Here is a 19,026-nt window from a genome sequence, read left to right as displayed (position 1 = left end):
CGAGTTCAATCTCTCAGCAGATCGGGAATCCCGTCCCCGTCCGGCTGGTCCCGGTCCGCCGAGACGACCGTCAACTGCTGGGTCGCCCGGGTGAGGGCGACGTAGAGCACCCGCAGTCCGGCCGGTGACTCGTCGGCGATCTCGGCCGGGGAGACGACGATGGTCGCGTCGTACTCCAGGCCCTTGGCCTCCAGGCTGCCGAGCGCCACCACGCGGTCGCCGAGTCCGGTGAGCCAGCGGGCGGCTTCTTCCCGGCGGTTCATGGCGACCACGACGCCCACCGTGCCGTCCACGAGGTCGAGGAGGCGGGCGGCCTCGTCCCTCACGGTCTCACCGAGGGCCTTCCCCACGACGGTGAAGCGGGGTTGGACGCCGGTGGACCGTACGGCCGAAGGGGCCGTCGAGCCGGGCATGGCGAGCGCCAGCACCTTGGCCGCGAGGTCGGCGATCTCGGAGGGGTTGCGGTAGTTCACCGTGAGCTGGAAGCGGCGGCGGGGGCGGGTGCCGAGGGCCTCGTCGCGGGCCTCGGCCGCCTCGTCGGGGTCGGACCAGGAGGACTGGGCCGGGTCGCCGACGACCGTCCAGGTGGCGTGCCGGCCGCGGCGGCCGACCATGCGCCACTGCATCGGGGTGAGGTCCTGGGCCTCGTCGACGATGACGTGGGCGTACTCGACACGCTCCTGGGCGAGCCGCTCGGCGCGCTCGCGCTGGGACTCCTCGCGGACCGGCATCAGCTCCTCCAGGCCGGTGAGATGGTCGAGCGGGTCCAGGTCGCGACGCTTCTTGGGGCGGGCCGGGGCGCCGAGGACCGCCTGGAGCTCGTCGAGCATGGCGATGTCGTGCACGGACAGGCCGTCCCGTCGGAGCGAGCGGGCGACTCTGCGGACCTCGCCGGGGTTGAGGATGCGGCGGGCCCAGCGGCCGAGCCGCCGCTCGTCGGCCATGGCGGCGAGAACGGCCTTCGGGGTCAGCTCGGGCCACCAGGCGTCGAGGAACTCGATGAAGCTGTCCTCCGACACGATGTCCTCGTCGAACGACGACCGCAGCTCGGCGGCCAGCTCCGGATCGGTGTGCCGGGTGCCCGCCCCGGACCGCGCCCACAGGGCGTCCAGGAGCAGCTTGCGGGCCCGGGGCCGCAGCAGGTTGACGGGCGCGGTGCCGCCGAGGGCGGTCCGCCGGATACCTTCCAGCTCGTCCGCCTCCAGCTCCAGCCGCCGCCCGAAGGCGACGACGCGCAGGCGGGCGGGGGTTCCCCCGGGGGACTTCGGGGATACGGCGGTACCGGCGCCGTTCTCCGCACCGGCACCGCGGTCGGACTCACCGGCGTCCCCGAAGGCGAGTTGCCCGGAGTCTGGCTGGCCGGAACCGACTGCCCTGCCGTGTCCGGAGCCGTCACCCAGCTCCAGCGCCCCCCGCGCCGCCTTCCGCAGCACCTTCAGCATCCGGTACGACCCCTTGGCGCGGGCCACCGACGGGGAGTCGTACAGGGTTGCCTCGACGCCGTCGACCAGGGAGCCGATCGCCCGGATGGCGACCTGGCCCTCCTCGCCGAGGGAGGGCAGGACGCCCTCGGTGTAGGCGACCAGCAGGGGTGTGGGCGAGACGATGAGGATGCCGCCCGCGTAGCGGCGCCGGTCCTGGTAGAGGAGGTACGCGGCCCGGTGCAGGGCGACCGCGGTCTTGCCGGTGCCGGGCCCGCCCTCGACGTAGGTCACGGACGCGGCGGGGGCGCGGATGACCAGGTCCTGTTCGGCCTGGATGGAGGCGACGATGTCCCGCATGGTGTGGCTGCGGGCCTGGCCGAGCGCGGCCATGAGGGCGCCGTCGCCGATGACGGGCAGCTCATGGCCGTCGAGGAAGGCCCTGAGCTCGGGACGCATGAGGTCGTCCTCGACACCGAGGACCTTGCGGCCCTTGGAGCGGATGACCCGACGCCGTACGACACGCCCGGGATCCACTGGAGTGGACCTGTAGAAGGGGGCGGCGGCCGGGGCCCGCCAGTCGATGACGAGCGGTGCGTACTCGGAGTCCAGGACCCCGATCCGACCGATATGCAGGGTTTCCGCGATGTCGGCGGAGTTGTCCTCACGGACCGCGCCTTCGGCGGGCTCCACGGCGGTGTAGGCGCCGTCGGGCCCCTTCTTGCCGTCCTTGCCGAGGAGCAGATCGATCCGGCCGAACAGGAAGTCCTCGAACTCGTTGTTGAGCCGGTTGAGGTGGACGCCGGCCCGGAAGACCTGGGCGTCCCGCTCGGCGAGCGCGCCGGGCGTACCGACCTGGCCGCGCTTGGCCGCGTCGTTCATCAGGAACTCCGCCTCGTGGATCTTCTCCTCAAGGCGCCGGTAGACCCGGTCCAGATGTTCCTGTTCGACGCTGATCTCCCGGTCCCGAACCGAGTCCTGAACCGAGCCGACCGCGGATTGTTGAGCCTGAGCGGCCACCGGGCCCCCTTCTGACGTGCTGGGCAGCCGTCAACCGTACGCGAAGGGGGCCTCGGCGGGAAGTTACGCGTCGACCTGGACGAGCTTGTTGCCGTCGGAGTCCACGATCTCGAAGTGATCGATCTCGTTCTGGGCCGGAGCGACGGCACCGCCGATGTAGAGGGGCTGCTTGGATTCCGGGGTCTTGCCGTCCGGGATCCCGTAGCCCCACTTGCCGACGGACCAGGTGGAGGCCGTCCAGCGCTCACCGTTGGTGCCCACCGCGATCAGGGAGCACTTGAGTGGTCCCTTGACGCCCTTGAGCTCCAGACCGAGCGAGGTGCCCCAGTCCTTCTGCGCCATGGCGACGGTCGCGCCGACGCCGGTCGAGGAGTCGGTCGCCGTCACCTTGTCGGTCATGGACTCGAAGAGTTCCTTGGGGGTGGCCGCGAGGACCTGGCCCTGCTTGGCTCCTCCGCCGTCCGAGTCGCCGCCGCTCGCCGCCATGGCCACGAACGGACCGCCGATGATCAGCGCGGCCGCGGCCGCGACCATGTAGAAGCTGCGGCGCCGCTTGTGCGCACGGCGCTCCGCGACCTCGTCCACGAGTTTGTTCACGATCCGTGGACTGGGCTTGGCGGAGAGCGACTCCCCGATCGCCGGGGTGCCGGAGCCGGGCAGGTCCGCGAGCGCGGCCAGCATCGGCTCCATGCCGGCCAGCTCGTCGAGCTGCTGGGCGCACCATTCGCAGGTCGCGAGATGGACCTCGAAGGCGGTCGCCTCGGCGTCGTCGAGGATCCCGAGTGCGTAGGCGCCGACGGTCTCGTGCTCGTTCGGCACCGGAGATCCCATCATGGAGCCAGACATACCCGAACCACCTGTGCCGAATCCCTGGTTACCCCCGTAAACACTCATCACGCTGTCACCCCCCGCTCCTCCAGTGCGAGCTTCATCGACCGCAGGGCGTAGAAGACCCGCGAGCGGACGGTTCCGCTGGGGATGCCCAGGGTCTCGGCCGCCTCGTTGACGGTACGCCCCTTGAAGTACGTCTCGACGAGCACCTCCCGGTGAGCCGGGGTCAGGTCGTCGAGCGCGTCCGACAGCGTCATCAACCACAGCGCCTTGTCGATCTCGTCCTCCGCGGGGATGACCTCCAGCGGCGACGGATCGACCTCCTGCGGCCGGGCCTGCCGGCTGCGGTGGCCGTCGATGACGATGCGCCGGGCGACCGTCACCAGCCAGGGGCGTACCGATCCGGTCGCTCGATTGAGCTGTCCGGCGTTCTTCCAGGCACGGATGAGCGTCTCCTGCACCACGTCCTCGGCTCTCTGGCGGTCTCCCGCAACCAACCGGAGGACATACGCAAGGAGAGGCCCGGCGTGCTCTCTGTACAGGGCACGCATCAGCTCCTCATCAGGTTCCGAGGGCTGGGACATGCGATGTCGGGCCCTCGATCCACGTTCATTGGCCACGACGGAATCCTTGCGCACGCCCACCTCCGATGTCCGGGGGTTCCCCCAGTCGGTCGCTCGACTACGGGTACGGAAGCGGAGAGTTGGGTGTTCAAAGTGCGACGACAGTTTTCTTCTGAGTGACGTGACGAGACAGGACATGCGCGCACATTCCCGCCGCGTGATCTTTACATTTCCACCACACAGACAAGATCACGAGCACGATCCGTGAGGTGGAGCGGGTAAACGGCATGTAATCGAAATCACTTCGACAGCCCCTCCACACAAGGGACATAACGACCAGTCAGGCGCGCGCGAGTGCCGCCCGGCGACGATGCCGGGCCACTCTTTCCCGGTTTCCACAGACCTCACTGGAGCACCAGCGCCTCCTGCGTCCCCGTGACGTATCGAGATAGACGATGGGGCAGTTGTCCCCTTCGCACTCTCTGATCGCCGCCCGCGCGACGGGATCGGTGAGCAGTTCCACGGCGTCCCTGGCGATGGCCCCGAGCAGTGCCGCGCAGTCCGGCGGACCGTCCAACTCCCGCACCAGCGTGCCGTCTTCGGCGGACACCGCGCACGGGGCCGGGGGCGCGGCGCGGGCGGTGTCGTTGACGTGGGTGAGCGCGAGGTCGTAGCCGTGGTCGGGGGTTCCTCGCACCAACTTCCCTATCCGTCCGCGCAGTTCACGAAAGCCCACGAGCCAGGAAGGACCCGCGTGCGTCAGGTCCGTCCCGTCCGGCACCAGACCCGAGCCGACGATCCAGGCGCACAGCACCTCCGTCGAGTCGAGGCGTTCCTCGGGGTGGGTGGTCGCGAGGAGGTCGAGACAGATCCGTCCGGCGTCGAACCGCAGCTCGTACGCGACCGTGGCCGTACCCAGTGCCATGTGCCTGTCACCGCCTAGGGTGCCCCGGTCGGAAGGGGTCGGTGAGGTGCTTCGGGACTGTGTCGGGGCTCCCCCTAACAGTGCCTTCCCGCTCTCGCCGCCGGAACCCCTCGTACCGGGAGGACCCGTGGGTGGTGCGGGCGGTGCTGCTGTACGGGCAGGCGAAATCAGCCCCTCCGGTGTACGGGCAGGCGAAATCAGCCCCTCCGGCGTTTGAGGAGCGGGGGTCCAGGGGGCGGAGCCCCCCGGGAGTGGGCTCGAAGGGGCGTCAGCCCCTGGGGATGGGACGGGTAGGGGCGGCGGGGGCGATACTCACACGTCGGAGTACTTCGCGTCCGCCGCCGGGTCCAGGGCCAGCCGGTAGCCCCGCTTCACCACCGTCTGGATCAGCTTCGGCGCCCCCAGTGCCGTACGGAGGCGGGCCATCGCCGTCTCCACCGCGTGCTCGTCACGGCCGGCCCCCGGCAGCGCCCGCAGCAGCTCCGCCCGGGACACCACCCAGCCCGGGCGCCGGGACAGGGCCCGCAGCAGCGACATCCCCGCCGGCGGCACCGGCTTCAGCGCACCGTCGACCAGCACCGCGTGCCCCCGGATCTCCACCCGGTGGCCGGCGATGGGCAGCGACCGGGCCCGGCCCGGAAGCTCCTTGCACAGCAGCTGCACGAGCGGCCCGAGCCGGAACCGCTCGGGCGAGACCGTGTCCACACCCCGCGCCTGCAACGGCACCGCGGTCACCGGTCCGACACACGCGGGCAGCACATCGTGGTTCAGCGCGGCGAGCAGCTCGGGCAGCAGACTCCGGTCCTCGGCCCGCGACAGCAGGGACGCGGCCGCGGGCGCGCTCGTGAAGGTCAGAGCGTCCAGCCCACGCGATACGGCGGCGTCCAGCAACCGGTCCATCGGCCCGAGGTCCTCCGGCGCCATCCACCGGTACACCGGCACGCCCACGACCTCGGCGCCCCCGGCCTTGAGCGCCTCCACGAACCCCGGCAGCGGTTCGCCGTGCAACTGGATGGCGACCCGGCGGCCCTCGACGCCCTCCTCAAGGAGCCGATCGAGCACCTCGGCCATGGACTCGGACGACGGCGACCAGTCCTCCGTCAGCCCCGCGGCCCGTACGGACCCCTTGACCTTGGGCCCGCGCGCGAGGAGTTCCACCTCGCGCAGCCGGTCGAGGAGCGGCTCACCGAGCCCCCACCCGTCGGCGGCCTCTATCCACCCCCGGAACCCGATCGCCGTGGTGGCCACGACCACGTCCGGCGCCTGGTCGATGAGGTCCTTCGTCGCCGCCAGTAGTTCGCTGTCGTCGGAGAGGGGCACGATCCTCAGGGCGGGCGCGTGCAGTACGGCGGCCCCGCGGCGCTGGAGCAGCGCACCGAGTTCGTCTGCTCGGCGCGCTGCCGTGACTCCCACGGTGAACCCCGCGAGGGGGCCGTGCTGCTCTACTGGCTGCTGTTCGTCGTACATGGCTCTCGTCCCGCACTCGAGTCGTAGTACATGGTCGTACTCGGTCGTTCCTACATGCCGACCGAGCCTGCCAACGGCTCGTGACAGGCTCGGTTCCGGTTCATGTCGCCGGTGTTACGTCACACCTCGGCGTAGCTGAGCTGTGACTTCGTCTCCGCGGCGGCCGCGGTCTGCCCCTTGGCGGCCGTACGGCGAAGGTATACGGCCCAGGTCACCCCGAAGCAGAGGGCGTAGTAGACGAGGAAGGTGACGAAGGCGCCGGTGCCGGAGCCGTTGCTGAGGAAGGACTGCCGGAAGGCCATGTTGATGCCGACTCCGCCGAGCGCGCCCACCGCGCCGATGAGGCCCATGGAGGCGCCGGAGAGGCGTCGGCCGTACGCGGCGGCCTCGTCGCCCTCCAGTCCCTTGGCCAGGGCCTTGGCCTGGAAGATGCCGGGGATCATCTTGAACGTGGATCCGTTGCCGATCCCGGTGAGTGAGAACAGGACGACGAACGCGACGACGAACAGCGGCAGCGACTTCTGCATGCTGGCGACGACCAGGACGGCCGTGGCGGCGCCCATGGCGACGTAGTTGTAGAGGGTGATCTTCGCGCCACCGTACTTGTCCGCGAGCCACCCGCCCACGGGGCGGATCAGCGAGCCGAGCAGCGGGCCGATGAAGGTGAGGTACGTGGCCTGCAGCGGTGTGCGCCCGAACTGGTTGGTCAGCACCTGTCCGAAGGCGAAGCTGTAGCCGATGAACGAGCCGAACGTGCCGACGTAGAGGAAGGACATGATCCAGGTGTGAGCGTCCTTCGCGGCGTCCTTGGCGGCACCGGTGTCGTTCTTGACGTTCTCGATGTTGTCCATGAACAGCGCGCCGAGGACGGCAGCGACGACAATGAGCGGGATGTAGATCCCGAGCAGCACCCGCGGACCGCCGTTCGCGCCGATGACGGCCAGGGCCACCAGCTGGATCGCGGCCACACCGACGTTGCCGCCGCCGGCGTTGAGACCGAGCGCCCACCCCTTCTTCCTGAGCGGGAAGAAGGCGTTGATGTTGGTCATGGAGGAGGCGAAGTTGCCGCCGCCGATGCCGGCCAGCAGGCCGATCCACAGGAAGGTGTCGAAGGACGTCCCCGGCTTCATCACCGCGAACGCGGCGACCGAGGGGACGAGCAGCAGGCTCGCCGAGATGATCGTCCAGTTCCGGCCACCGAAGATGGCGACGGCGAAGGTGTAAGGAACCCGGACGACGGCGCCGACCAGCGTCACCATCGACGTCAGCAGGAACTTGTCGGCCGGCGTCAGCCCGTACTCCGGGCCCATGAAGAGCACCAGCACGGACCACAGGGTCCAGATCGAGAAACCGATGTGCTCGGAGAGCACGGAGAAGAAGAGGTTGCGCCGGGCGATCTTCTCTCCGGTCTCCTTCCAGAAGGTCTCGTTCTCCGGATCCCAGTGTTGGATCCAGCGGCCGCCCCTGCTCGGGGGTGCGGGGGCTGTACTAGGGGCTGTCATGACGCCTCCACGGTGCGACGGGGCTCAGGTCCTGCTACGAGTGGCTGATCCCGAAGGTAGGGAGGACGCGTTTCCTGCCTGTGGCACCGGGTGACCGGAAAGGAACTTTGCTCTCACCCCGGGGGATGACGGGATGAGAGGTCTTGGGGGCTTTGTGTTACGAACAGCCACCCGGGAGGACCGCGATCCGGCCTGCTCCGCTGGCTACGACGGCGATGTCGGCGGAACGGTCACCGCACGGGGCCGGCGACGAGGGCATCGTAAGCGCGGTCGATGGTGAGCGGGGTGAGGAGCGTCACGGAGCGAATTACAGCCCCCCGCGTCCTACTGGCGAGAGAGTCCGGCCGGATCGACCGCAACGGGGAAGGGGGCATCCAGATGAGTGGTCGCACCCGCGAGTGCGGTGGTCCGCTCCACATACTGGCCGCCGTCCAGCTCGTAGACGACGAGCGTGGGTGCGGGGTCGAACTCGAGTCGCCAGAAGTGCGGGATGGCGGCCTCTGCGTAGAGCATCGGCTTGAACTTGCGGTCCACCATGCGGTTGCCGGGAGACACGAGCTCGACCACGAGCTGCACACCATCGGCATCGACGCTGACGCCGTCCTCGGCGGTCGCGCCGGCGTCGGTCACCACGAGGTCGGGGACAACGAGACCAGAGGGCAGGATGACGTTGATGGCCTCCAGCACCTCGACCGACGCCTCGGCAGCTGTGGCCGCCGCGTGGAGGATCATGGCGAGCCGAAGCGAGGCTCGCTGGTGCCGGATGCCGGGTGCCGGGGACATTACGAGGGACTCCCCCAGCAGTTCGTAGCGGGTCGTACGGTCTTCGGGCAGCGCCAGGACGTCGGCAACGGTCCAGGGCCCGGTGTGGTCGACGGCAACGCCCATTCCCTTTCACCTCCTCGTCCGACCGGCAGCCTCGGTGCGACCTCGACAGGCGGTACGGGGCCAGCATACGGGCGCGCCTACCTGCCGACACCAGGATCCGTCAGGGCCGGTGTCCGGCGGTCGCCCTGGGCCCGACCCGACTCCGCCGCACCCCGTTCGGCCACAACCGCGCCCCCCTCTTCGCCGCCAGGTCCTCGATCCATCCGAAGGTCAGGATCGCGAGCCCGATCAACGGCCACACCAGGAAGAACATCCACAGCGTGTCCGTCGCGTCGAGCGCGGCGACCGCGCGGTCGCTCTGCATGAAGGGGAGGCGGTAGGCCAGGTCGATGATCGGGACCGTGGCCATGATGAGCAGGTTGTGCCAGAGGTAGATCGTGACGGCCCGGTTGTTGGAGAGGGTCACCAGCTTGTCCCAGCGGGCGAGGCGGCCCGGGAGTTCCTGCCAGGACGGTGAGTACTGGAGCAGGATCACCACGAACCCGAACGACCAGGCCGCCTGGGCCAGCGGGATGTCGTTGAGGTCCCAGCCCTCGGGGCCGAGGTGGCCGGACGCCCACCACAGGCCGAAGGCCATCACCAGGACCGATCCGGAGACGGCGAGATAGCGCGGGACCTTCGCCAGCACACCCTCGTGGTGCGCGAAACCGAGGATCCAGCAGCTGCCGTAGACCGCGAAGTCGGTGACCGCGTTGCCCAGTTCGCCGGGGATCGACACAAGTCCCGTGCCCACCACAGCCGTCAAGGCCAGCGGAGCGAGCAGTGTCGCCCACGGCACCCTGCGGAACGCCCACAGCAGCAGCGGGGACGCCAGCACGAACCACAGATACGCGCGGAGGTACCACAGCGGGCCCACCGCCTGGTCCGCCCATGTGCTCTCCAGCAGGTCCGACGGGAAGCCGACCTCCCAGGGGTAGGGCGGGGCGCCGATCGGGATGACGTAGTTCACCAGCTCCAGCAGGCCCCAAGTGCCGCTGTGGTCGGGGTCCTCGGACAGGTTCCAGCCGCCTACGAACATCAGCGGCAGCACCACCGCGCTGAACGCCCACAGCGGCGGCAGGAGTCGGCGGATGCGGCCCCTGATCACGCTCAGCGCCGGGCGGCTCAGCGAGCGTGCCATCAGTGAGCCCGCCAGCGCGAACATCACGCCCATCGACGGGAACAGCACGGTCAGCCACGCCCAGCCGAAGAGGTGGTAGAGGACGACGCGGACCAGGGCGAGGGAGCGGAGAAGGTCCAGGTAGCGGTCCCGGCCGGGTACCTTGGGCGCGGCGGCCACCTCGTGCTGTTGCCGCTGACCCGCCGTGTACTCCTGCGTCATGCGACCGGCCTCCGCTCGTCGCTCTCACTGCGTGCCCGCTGCCTCGGCACCGGCCCGCCCGGTGCCTCGACGACTCCCGTGCGGCGCAGCTTCTGCCAGCGCAGTCGGCCCCCGGTGAGGGCCGTGATCCAGGACTGGAGCAGCACGACGTACATGAGCTGCCGGTAGAGGATCTGCTGCAACGGCAGCGAGATCAGGTGGGTCATGCGTTCGCGGTCGAGGCGGAACGCGTAGGCCGCGCACACCAGTTGGATCGCGAGGACGCCCAGCCAGGCCACGATCGTCTTCTCGGTCGGGCCGAACACGACGCCGTAGAGAAGGAACACGTCGATCAGGGGGGCCAGGAGGGGTGCCACCACCATGAACAGCGAGACCAGGGGCAGGCCGACGCGGCCGAAGCGGCCCGACGGGCCCCGTTCGACCAGCGCACGCCGGTGCTTCCAGATCGCCTGCATGGTGCCGTACGACCACCGGTAGCGCTGGGACCAGAGCTGCTGGACGGACTCCGGTGCCTCCGTCCAGGCGCGCGCCTTCTCGGCGTACACCACGCGCCAGCCGTCCCGGTGCATGGCCATGGTGATGTCGGTGTCCTCGGCGAGCGTGTCGTCGCTCATGCCGCCGACGCGTTCCAGAGCGGACCGGCGGAAGGCCCCCACCGCACCCGGGATCGTCGGCATGCAGCGCAGGATGTCGTACATCCGGCGGTCGAGGTTGAAGCCCATCACGTACTCGATGTGCTGCCAGGCGCCGATCAGGGAGTCCCGGTTGCCGACCTTGGCGTTGCCGGCGACGGCGCCGACGCGCGGGTCGCCGAAGGGCTGTACCAACTCCCGTACGGTGGACGGCTCGAAGACCGTGTCGCCGTCCATCATCACGATGATGTCGTAACGGGCGTTCGCCAGACCGCGGTTGAGGGCGGCCGGCTTGCCCGCGTTGAGCTGGCGGACCACCCGGACGTTGGGCAGGCCCATCGCCTCGACGATCCGCGCGGTGCCGTCGCTGGAGCCGTCGTCGATGACGATCACCTCGATCGGGTGCTCGCTCGCCATCAGGGAACGCACGGTGTTCTCGATGCACTTGGCCTCGTTGTACGCCGGGACCAGCACCGACACCGGCTGGACGACCGGCTCTCCCCAGCGGAAGTCCTTGCGGCGCACCCGGCGGGCGTGGATGCCCGAGAGCAGCAGCATCAGCACGAAGCGGCCGATGACCAGGGAGCCGATGATCGAGAGCCCGACGACGAGGACGTCGGTGATGTGCTCGGAGGCCTGGACCAGGAAGATCCACGCCTTGCCCTTCCACAGCTCGGGCCCGGCGACCGCGGTGTGCGCGCTGGGCGCGTCGAGGGCCTCGGTGAGGTTGTCGAACGCGTAGCCCTTGTCGCCCATCTCCGGCAGGAACCGGTCGAGCGCCTGGACCGTCTGGTGGCGGTCGCCGCCGGAGTCGTGCATCAGCACGATCGCGCCCTTGCCGTTCTTCGGCGTGGCGTTGCGCAGGATCTCGTGGACGCCGGGCTTGCGCCAGTCCTCGCTGTCCCTGTTGTTGACGACGGTGATGTAGCCGCGGGTGCCGATGTACTCGGTGACCGGCCAGGACTTGTTGTCCATGGCGTCGGCGAAGGAGGAGTACGGCGGGCGGAACAGCGAGGTGCGGATGCCGGCCGCGCCGGCCAGGGCGAGCTGGTTCTGGGAGAGCTCCCAGTCGATGCGCTTCTTCGACTGGAAGGACAGGTCGGGGTGGTTGAAGGTGTGCAGCCCGACCTCGTGGCCCTCGTCGACCATGCGCTTGACCAGGTCCGGATAGCGGGAGGTCATGGTGCCGGTGACGAAGAAGACCGCGTGCGCGTGGTGCTTCTTGAGGACGTCCAGGACCTTGGGGGTCCAGGTCGGGTCGGGGCCGTCGTCGAAGGTGAGGACGATACGACGGTCCGGCATCTTCAGGCTGGTGGCGCGCCCGCTGCGGGTGTCGATCACCGGGCCGCCGTCGATGATCTTCTCCGGCACCTTGTCGGTGGAGGCCTCGGCCCGGATGCGGTGGTCGGCGAGTATCTCGCTGTGGACGTAGCCGCGCAGCATCAGCATCGCCATCAGGGCGACGAGGACGAGCACGGGCAGCAGCAGGCGCATGGGCAGGCGGCGCCTGGAGCCGTCGGGGGCTCCTGGTGCGGAGCCCGGACGGCGGGTGCGGGATGCCATCAGAGGATGTTCTCCGGGGACGGGGAGGAGAGCGGGGCGTCGGAGGGCACCGGAGCGGAGGTGCCGGAGGTCTCCGACGCGATGGGCGAGGGGCTGGCCGGGCCGTCGGCGACGGTGCCGGGTCCGGCGCTGCCGGCGCCCGTGGTCTCGGTCGGGCCGACCGAGGGGCCGGGCGTGTTGCTGACGGGCGGGTCGACGGAGGGGCTGGGCGGCGGGCTGACCGACTGCGTCGGCTGCGTCGACGGATCGGTGCTGACCGACGGGTTGCCGCCCGGCTGCGTGGCGGTCGCCGACGAATCGGCGGACGCCCCCGGCCTGCCCGGGCTCACGGTGGCCCCGGGCGCGCTGCCGCTGACCCCGGGCGCCGGTGTCACCCCGCCGCTGACCGTCGGAACGGTCCCCGGTGTCATTCCGGCCGGGACGGACTGTTGCGCCGACTCGGCGGGCATCGGGCTGGTGTCGACCTTGCCGGCCGGGGCGTCGTCCTTCGGTCCGGTCACGGGGAGCCAGGGCGCGTTGGAGTTGCCGGACAGCAGCGTGACCACGATGACGACGGCGTAGACCGCGCAGGCCAGACCGACGGCCATGCCGATACGGCGGAAGCGGCGGCTGCGGCGGCCCGACTCGTCGACGAAGACCGGGCCGTCGGAGCCCTCGGACCCGCTGTCGCCCGCGGATCCGCCGCCATCGATGCGGCCCTCGCCGTTCAGGCTGATCGCGTCGAGCTGGACGGTCACCTCGTGCGGGTCGTGGGTCTGACCGGCACCGCCGGCGGACTCGTCCCACGGGTCGCGTACGACAGCTCTGCGGCCGGCCGGCTCCGGGAGGTCGTCACGGCCGCGGTCGGCTCTCGGGGCCCCCGGGAAGTCCCGGTCCGCCTCCTCGGCCACTGCTCCGGTTTCGCCGGTCCCTCTGGTTTCCGCGGTTTCCGGAAACGACTGGGTGGCACCGCCGACCACAGGTGTGTCCTGGGTCCCTGATGCGGCCTCGGGCCATTCCGGTTGGGCGTCTTCTCGCCACTTCTTCACGTTCTTCACGCGCACGCACATCCCCCCACGGGCTGTTCTGGGCGCGCTTTCGACCTTGAGCACACGTCGGCTGAACCAGGCCCCCACCCGGTCCGAGCGCCCCCCATTACCACACCGTGCTCAGGCCACGAATGTAGCGCACGCGGAGGAGGCATGTTTGCCGCGTGTCAATTGTGGATGTTCATATCGCACTTATCGATGGCTGAAATCCATCCATCGGCAGGCTGCCGCAGCCAACCATGTTCGACGGACAGTTCGATTGCTGCCCGCCGGAGGGCGTCGAAAGCGGGGTGCACCAGACCCCTCCGCCACACCAGTGACACGGGTGACAGGGGTACCGGGTCGACCAGCGGACGCAGCACGGTGGCGGGCATGGCCGGAAAATCCACGACCGCGAGAATCGGGTTCCGGGTCTTCGCCATGATCCGCCGGAACTCCTCGTCGCCGACCGCGAGCGGGGCCGGCGGGGCGATTTCGATGCCCCGTCCTTCGAACAGCCGACGAGCGAGATCGGTCCATTCCGGAGTACGCGGATTTCCGGCCCCGGCGTAGACGGTCTCGCCCTCCAGCGCGGCCAGCGGCACCCGCTCAAGGGCGGCCAGCCGGTGGTCCTCGGGCAGGACGACCGCCATGGGCTCGTAGCGCACGGGCTGGTGGTCGAGACCCGCCCTGAGCGCCGGGTCCAGACCGGCGAACCGGCCGAAGGAGGCGTCGAGGCGGCCGGTCAGCAGTTCGCCGGCCGCGCCGGTCAGCCCGCTCTCATAGCGGGCCATCAGCTCCTGGTCGGGGGCGATCTCACGGGCCCGGAGCAGCACACGGCGGGCGGTGGCCTGGTCGGGGAAGTTCAGGTCCACGAGGAGAGGGCGGGCCTGCGTGAAGGCGGCGAGCAGTTCGTCCTGGGCGTCCAGGGCACGGCGGGCGTACGGCACCAGCCGCTCGCCGTCGGCGGTCAGCGTCACCTGCCGGGTCGTCCGCACGAACAGCTCGGCACCCAACTCCCGCTCCAGCCGCCGTACATCACGACTGAGCGCCTGCTGGGCGACGTAGAGCCGGGCCGCGGCGCGCGTGAAGTGGAGTTCGTCGGCGACGGCGAGGAAGGCGCGCAGGAGGCGGGGGTCGAGGTGGTGGGGGCTGGGGCCGGGACTCGGACGGGGCGCGGGCATCCGGCGAACTTACAACACAGGTGCGTGAATTGGCGCGGAGAAGGTGTTGGACCCCTTGATCGTCCCCGCGCGACGGTAGGCGCATGCCGCAACCGCACCGACCGATGTTCACCACGACCGCCGACGCGCTCGTCATCGCCGACTTCAGCCCACGAGGCCCGCGCACCCCGCCCATCCCGCGCACCGCCCGCGACCCCGGCCCCTACCGGCGTCTTCTCGCCACCCCCGGCGCCCGCGCCTTCACCATCGGGAACCTTCTCGCCCGTCTGCCCATGGGCATGTTCAGCGTCAGCGCGGTCGTCATGATCGCCGGAACACGTGGGTCGTACGCCCTCGCCGGCGCCGTCACCGCAACCGGTCTGGCGGCGACGGCGGTGGTCGCCCCGTGGACCGCGCGGCTCATCGACCGTCATGGACAGGCCAAGATCGCCGTACCGGCCACGGTCCTCGGCGCGCTGGGCTCGCTCGCGCTGCTGCTCTGCGTCCGCCTCGGAGCGCCGGACTGGACGCTCTTCCTGTCGTACGCCGCCACCGCCACGACCCCCAATCTCGGCGGTATGTCCCGGGCCCGCTGGGCCCATCTCCTCGACGGCGACGAGGAGTCCCTGCATGTCGCGAACTCCTTCGAGCAGGTCGTGGACGAGGCGTGCTTCATGCTGGGCCCGGTGCTGGCGGCCCTGCTGTGCGGGTCGCTCTTCCCGGAGGCCGGCACGCTGGCCGGGGTGGTGCTGCTGGTGACGGGGGTGCTGGTGTTCTCGGCACAGCGTTCGACGGAGCCGCCGATCCGGCGGCCGACCTTCGCGCATGCCGAGCCGCCGCCCCGGGCCGCGGGCTCCACGCGGGCCGAGTCGGCCCTCAGTCAGGCCGACGGGCCGCGGGCCCGCGCCGACTTCGCCCGGCGGTCCCGGTCCGCCGGGTCTCCCCTCCGCGCTCCCGGTATCCGCCCCCTCCTCGCCGTCTGCCTCGCCTTGGGCGCGGTGTTCGGCTCCTTGGAGGTCGTCACCATCGCGTTCGCCGACGCGCAGGGCCACCGCTCGGCGGCCGGGGTCGTGCTGGCGCTCCAGGCTGCCGGTTCGTGCGCGGCGGGGCTGGCGTACGGGGCGACACGGCGAACGGGGCCCGCCGAGGACCGGTACGTGTGGTGCGTCGCCGCCATGACGGCCCTGCTGACGCTGCCCCTGCTGGCCGCCTCCCTGACCGGCTCCCTCCCGGCGGTGGCGGCCGCGCTGCTGGTCGCCGGGATGGCGACCGCCCCGACGATGGTCACCGGGATGACCCTGGTCCAGCGGCGCACCCCGCCGGGCCGCCTCAACGAGGGCATGACCCTCGCGGTGACCGGCCTGCTCGGCGGGATCGCCTGCGGAAGCGCGGCCGGCGGCTGGACGGCGGAGCACATGTCGCCGGTGGCGGGGTTCGGCGTTCCGGCCACGGCGGGCGCGGTGGCCCTGATGATCGCACTCGTCTCGGCCAGATCGTCGAATCGCTTCACCTGATCCTGCACAACCCATTGACGGCTTGGAAAGCCACCACATACGTTCCTTTGTCGAAGCGCTTCGACGAGGGTCGAATCAGTCGAACCGGCAGACGACCCCGCGTGGCGGCCCGGCCCGAAGCACCATCCGACTCCCCGGAGGTACGGGATGTTGACGGCACGAAGGCGTGTGGTGGCGACAGCGGTGATCCTGACCGGATCGCTGCTGATGACCTCCTGCGGGGACTCGGACAGCGGGTCCTCGGACGGGAAGACGCTCAGGCTCTGGCACTACGAGGGCCCGACCAGCGCGATGGGCATCGCCTGGAATGCGGCGATCAAGGAGTTCGAGGCCCAGCACCCGGGCGTGAAGGTGGAGTTCGAGGAGAAGAGCTTCGACCAGATCCAGAAGACCGCCCCGATGGTCCTCAACTCCTCCGACGCGCCCGACATCATGGAGTACAACAAGGGCAACGCGACCGCGGGCCTGCTCTCCAAGCAGGGCCTGCTGACCGACCTGACCGCCGAGGCCGGCAAGCGCGGCTGGGACAAGAAGCTCAGCCCGAGCGTCCGTACGACCAGCCTCTACGACACCAACGGCGTGATGGGCTCCGGCAAGTGGTACGGCGTCCCGAACTACGCCGAGTACACGCTGGTCTACTACAACAAGGACCTCTTCAAGAAGTACGGCATCGCCGAACCGAAGACCTTCGCCGAACTCACCGCCGCCATGGACAAGTTCGTCGCCGAGGGAGTCACCCCGCTCGCCAACGGCGGCGCCGCCTACCCCGCCCAGCAGTACCTCTACCAGCTGGCCCTCTCCAAGGCCGACCGCTCCTGGGTCGACTCGTACCAGCTCTACAAGGGCAGGACCGACTTCCACGACGCGGCCTGGACGTACGGCGCCGACACCTTCGCCGACTGGGTGAAGAAGGGCTACTTCAGCAAGTCCTCCAGCGGCCAGAACGAGGAGGCCGCCGGGGTCTCCTTCACCTCGGGCAAGGCGCCGATCCTGTTCTCCGGCAGCTGGTGGTACGGCCGCTTCAAGACGGACAACAAGTTCGACTGGGGCACCTTCCGGTGGCCCGACTCGAAGCTCACCCTGGGCTCCGGCGGCAACCTCTGGGTCGTACCGAAGGGTTCGAAGAACAAGGACCTCGCCTACGACTTCATCGACATCACCATGTCGGAGAAGATCCAGAACCTGCTCGGCAACTCCGGCGGTGTCCCGGTCGCGGCCGACGCCTCCGCCATCACCGACCCCCAGTCGAAGACCCTGATCGAGAACTTCAACACCCTCTCCGAAAACGACGGCCTGGCCTTCTACCCCGACTGGCCGGTCCCCGGCTTCTACGACGTCCTCGTCTCCGAGACCCAGAAGCTGATCACCGGCAGCGACAAGCCGGACGGCTACCTCAGCGATCTGCAGGAGGCCTACGACAAGGGCGCGCCGAAGCAATGACGGTGACCGTCGAACGGAGTGCGCGGGCGGCCGGCAAAGGCAGCGCCCCAAGGCCCCCGGGCCGCCCCCGCGACTCCTACGCCCTCTTCCTCCTCCCGGGCGCCCTCGCGTTCCTCGCGGTCATCGTCCTGCCGTTCGTGATGAACACGTACGTGAGCTTCACGGCCTGGCAGGGCGTGGGTTCCCCTCAGTGGTCCGGTCTCGCCAACTACCGCGAGCTGATGGACGATTCCGAGTTCTGGGCGTCCTTCCGGCACAGCCTGTTCATGGTCGTGGCGATGGCGGTGATCCCCACCGCACTCGGACTCGTCCTGGCCGCCGCCCTGTTCGACCACATCGGCAAGCACTTCGGCACCCGGATCGCCGCCGTCCTGCGCGCCTGCTTCTACCTCCCCCAGGTCCTGCCGATCGCGGTCGCCGGCATCGTCTGGAGCTGGATCCTCGCCCCGGACAACGGCTCCCTCAACGCCCTCCTCAAGGCGATCGGCCTCGGCTCCTGGCAGCAGGACTGGCTCGGCGACCCCGACCTCGCCCTCTACAGCGTCATGGGCGTCATGGTCTGGGTCCAACTCGGCTTCCCGCTGGTCGTCTTCATGGCCGGCCTGCAACGCGTCGACCCCCAGCTGTACGAGGCGGCCGAGTTGGACGGCGCCGGCTGGTGGCGCCGCTTCTGGCACATCACGCTGCCGCAGATCCGCCCGGAGATCTACGTCGTCCTCACCTGGTGCTCGATCGCCGCGCTCAAGGTGTTCGGCGCGGTGTACGTCCTGACCAAGGGCGGGCCCGGCGGCGCCACGGACGTGCCCTCCTACTTCTCCTTCACCACGTTCTTCGAGAAGACTCAGGTCGGCTACGGCGCCGCGATCTCCACCGTGCTGACAGTGATCATTCTCGCGCTCTCCCTGATCGGTCTGCGGCTCCAGGAGAGGACCGACGCATGACGACCGCCCTGCGCCGCTACCCGGTGCTGATCGCCCTGTGCGTCGCGGCCCTGTTCATGGTCGTGCCGTTCCTGATCGTCACGGTCAACGCCTTCAAGTCCCCCGCGGAGTACGCCCAGAACGGCCCCCTCAGCCTCCCCGACGGCTTCTACACGGACGGCGTCAAGGACTTCTGGGAGCGCGTCGACTTCGGCCGGAAGCTCGTCAACTCGGTGCTGATCAGCGGCTCGGTGGCGGTGCTGGCCGTGATCCTTTCGGTCCTGAACGCCTACGCGATCGGCATCGGCCGTATCAAGGGCCGCACTTGGGTGCTCGCCTTCTTCGTCCTGGCGAACATGCTGCCGCAGGAGGCGCTGGTCTACCCGGTCTACTACCTGAGCAAGGAAGTCGGCCTCTACGACACGAGGTTGAGCGTGATCATCGTGTTCACAGTGATCCAGGCGGCCTTCGGCACGTATCTCCTCGCTTCCGTCCTCGGCCAGTTCCCCCGCGAGATCCTCGAAGCGGCCCGGATCGACGGCGCGAACAAGTGGCAGGTCCTGTGGCGGATCGTCGTCCCCGTCAGCCGCCCCACCCTCGGTGTGCTGCTGGTCTTCTTCTTCATCTGGACCTGGAACGAGTTCCTGCTCCCCCTGGTCATGCTGATCTCCAACGACAACCAGACGGTCTCCGTGGCCCTGGGCGTCCTCCAGGGGCAGCGCCTGATGGACGCCACGATGACCAACGCGGCCGCCCTGCTCGGCGTGCTCCCCGCGATCGTGTTCTTCCTCGTCTTCCAGCGAACCCTCACCCGCGGTATCGCCGTGGGTGCCGTCAAGTAAGGATCCC

General features: G+C 69.8%; 15 protein-coding genes. 4 read left to right on the top strand and 11 right to left on the bottom strand.

Annotated elements, in window-relative coordinates; all coding sequences use genetic code 11:
• Positions 1-5 precede the first annotated feature (5 nt).
• The 11 genes from ACI2L1_RS21835 to ACI2L1_RS21785 all read right to left on the bottom strand — a co-directional run bounded on the left by ACI2L1_RS21835 (position 6) and on the right by ACI2L1_RS21785 (position 14,324).
• Positions 6-2,441 (bottom strand): HelD family protein, encoded by a 2,436-nt coding sequence (locus ACI2L1_RS21835; protein ID WP_404740997.1) that lies wholly within the window; start codon positions 2,439-2,441, stop codon positions 6-8.
• 63 nt (positions 2,442-2,504) lie between these two features.
• Entirely contained in the window at positions 2,505-3,287 is a 783-nt protein-coding gene (locus ACI2L1_RS21830) for an anti-sigma factor family protein (protein ID WP_404740996.1), read from the bottom strand.
• Between the two features lie 47 nt (positions 3,288-3,334).
• Positions 3,335-3,856 carry a sigma-70 family RNA polymerase sigma factor gene (locus tag ACI2L1_RS21825; RefSeq protein ID WP_010039908.1) on the bottom strand — a complete coding sequence of 174 codons (522 nt, stop codon included), beginning with the start codon at positions 3,854-3,856 and terminating at the stop codon, positions 3,335-3,337.
• 319 nt (positions 3,857-4,175) lie between these two features.
• On the bottom strand, positions 4,176-4,760 hold the full coding sequence (locus ACI2L1_RS21820; protein WP_404740995.1) for a CGNR zinc finger domain-containing protein: 585 nt from the start codon (positions 4,758-4,760) through the stop codon (positions 4,176-4,178).
• A gap of 312 nt (positions 4,761-5,072) precedes the next feature.
• Positions 5,073-6,227: a uroporphyrinogen-III synthase gene (locus ACI2L1_RS21815; protein WP_404740994.1), complete on the bottom strand. Its 1,155-nt coding sequence runs from the start codon at positions 6,225-6,227 to the stop codon at positions 5,073-5,075.
• A gap of 119 nt (positions 6,228-6,346) precedes the next feature.
• On the bottom strand, positions 6,347-7,729 hold the full coding sequence (locus ACI2L1_RS21810) for a nitrate/nitrite transporter (protein WP_404740993.1): 1,383 nt from the start codon (positions 7,727-7,729) through the stop codon (positions 6,347-6,349).
• 324 nt (positions 7,730-8,053) lie between these two features.
• Positions 8,054-8,617 (bottom strand): Uma2 family endonuclease, encoded by a 564-nt coding sequence (locus tag ACI2L1_RS21805; protein WP_404740992.1) that lies wholly within the window; start codon positions 8,615-8,617, stop codon positions 8,054-8,056.
• 100 nt (positions 8,618-8,717) lie between these two features.
• Positions 8,718-9,938 carry an acyltransferase gene (locus tag ACI2L1_RS21800; RefSeq protein WP_404740991.1) on the bottom strand — a complete coding sequence of 407 codons (1,221 nt, stop codon included), beginning with the start codon at positions 9,936-9,938 and terminating at the stop codon, positions 8,718-8,720.
• Positions 9,935-12,133 carry a glycosyltransferase gene (locus ACI2L1_RS21795; protein WP_404740990.1) on the bottom strand — a complete coding sequence of 733 codons (2,199 nt, stop codon included), beginning with the start codon at positions 12,131-12,133 and terminating at the stop codon, positions 9,935-9,937. Before ACI2L1_RS21795 ends, ACI2L1_RS21800 begins: the two co-directional genes overlap by 4 nt.
• Complete coding sequence (locus ACI2L1_RS21790; RefSeq protein ID WP_404740989.1) at positions 12,133-13,023, bottom strand: hypothetical protein; 891 nt, start codon at positions 13,021-13,023, stop codon at positions 12,133-12,135. Before ACI2L1_RS21790 ends, ACI2L1_RS21795 begins: the two co-directional genes overlap by 1 nt.
• Before the next feature lie 305 nt (positions 13,024-13,328).
• The gene (locus ACI2L1_RS21785; protein ID WP_404740988.1) at positions 13,329-14,324 is read right to left on the bottom strand and encodes a LysR family transcriptional regulator; all 996 of its coding nucleotides are present in this window, start codon (positions 14,322-14,324) and stop codon (positions 13,329-13,331) included.
• A gap of 83 nt (positions 14,325-14,407) precedes the next feature.
• On the opposite strand from ACI2L1_RS21785, the gene ACI2L1_RS21780 reads away from it, so the two are divergent.
• From ACI2L1_RS21780 to ACI2L1_RS21765, 4 genes are all read left to right on the top strand, one after another.
• Positions 14,408-15,817, top strand: coding sequence for an MFS transporter (locus tag ACI2L1_RS21780; protein ID WP_404740987.1), 1,410 nt, complete (start codon positions 14,408-14,410; stop codon positions 15,815-15,817).
• A gap of 147 nt (positions 15,818-15,964) precedes the next feature.
• Positions 15,965-17,257 carry an extracellular solute-binding protein gene (locus ACI2L1_RS21775; RefSeq protein ID WP_404740986.1) on the top strand — a complete coding sequence of 431 codons (1,293 nt, stop codon included), beginning with the start codon at positions 15,965-15,967 and terminating at the stop codon, positions 17,255-17,257.
• A complete protein-coding gene (locus tag ACI2L1_RS21770; protein WP_404740985.1) occupies positions 17,254-18,198 on the top strand; it encodes a carbohydrate ABC transporter permease in 945 nt (314 codons plus the stop codon). The genes ACI2L1_RS21775 and ACI2L1_RS21770 overlap by 4 nt, the downstream gene beginning before the upstream one ends.
• Positions 18,195-19,019, top strand: a complete 825-nt coding sequence (locus ACI2L1_RS21765; RefSeq protein ID WP_404740984.1) for a carbohydrate ABC transporter permease — start codon at positions 18,195-18,197, stop codon at positions 19,017-19,019. Before ACI2L1_RS21770 ends, ACI2L1_RS21765 begins: the two co-directional genes overlap by 4 nt.
• Positions 19,020-19,026 lie beyond the last annotated feature (7 nt).

Origin of the sequence: Streptomyces sp. NPDC019531, assembly GCF_044903305.1 — a bacterium.
GTDB lineage: Bacteria > Actinomycetota > Actinomycetes > Streptomycetales > Streptomycetaceae > Streptomyces.
The sequence above is the reverse complement of the archived record's forward strand: the minus strand, read 5'-3'. Positions and strand labels throughout refer to the sequence as shown.

Excerpts from the sequence above, each read along its gene's own strand:
- ACI2L1_RS21825 (WP_010039908.1), bottom strand. The coding sequence starts at position 3,856 with ATGTCCCAGCCCTCGGAACCTGATGAGGAGCTGATGCGTGCCCTGTAC.
- ACI2L1_RS21805 (WP_404740992.1), bottom strand. The coding sequence starts at position 8,617 with ATGGGCGTTGCCGTCGACCACACCGGGCCCTGGACCGTTGCCGACGTC.
- ACI2L1_RS21815 (WP_404740994.1), bottom strand. The coding sequence starts at position 6,227 with ATGTACGACGAACAGCAGCCAGTAGAGCAGCACGGCCCCCTCGCGGGG.
- ACI2L1_RS21780 (WP_404740987.1), top strand. The coding sequence starts at position 14,408 with ATGCCGCAACCGCACCGACCGATGTTCACCACGACCGCCGACGCGCTC.
- ACI2L1_RS21765 (WP_404740984.1), top strand. The coding sequence starts at position 18,195 with ATGACGACCGCCCTGCGCCGCTACCCGGTGCTGATCGCCCTGTGCGTC.
- ACI2L1_RS21775 (WP_404740986.1), top strand. The coding sequence starts at position 15,965 with ATGTTGACGGCACGAAGGCGTGTGGTGGCGACAGCGGTGATCCTGACC.
- ACI2L1_RS21785 (WP_404740988.1), bottom strand. The coding sequence starts at position 14,324 with ATGCCCGCGCCCCGTCCGAGTCCCGGCCCCAGCCCCCACCACCTCGAC.
- ACI2L1_RS21795 (WP_404740990.1), bottom strand. The coding sequence starts at position 12,133 with ATGGCATCCCGCACCCGCCGTCCGGGCTCCGCACCAGGAGCCCCCGAC.
- ACI2L1_RS21770 (WP_404740985.1), top strand. The coding sequence starts at position 17,254 with ATGACGGTGACCGTCGAACGGAGTGCGCGGGCGGCCGGCAAAGGCAGC.
- ACI2L1_RS21800 (WP_404740991.1), bottom strand. The coding sequence starts at position 9,938 with ATGACGCAGGAGTACACGGCGGGTCAGCGGCAACAGCACGAGGTGGCC.
- ACI2L1_RS21810 (WP_404740993.1), bottom strand. The coding sequence starts at position 7,729 with ATGACAGCCCCTAGTACAGCCCCCGCACCCCCGAGCAGGGGCGGCCGC.
- ACI2L1_RS21830 (WP_404740996.1), bottom strand. The coding sequence starts at position 3,287 with ATGTCTGGCTCCATGATGGGATCTCCGGTGCCGAACGAGCACGAGACC.
- ACI2L1_RS21820 (WP_404740995.1), bottom strand. The coding sequence starts at position 4,760 with ATGGCACTGGGTACGGCCACGGTCGCGTACGAGCTGCGGTTCGACGCC.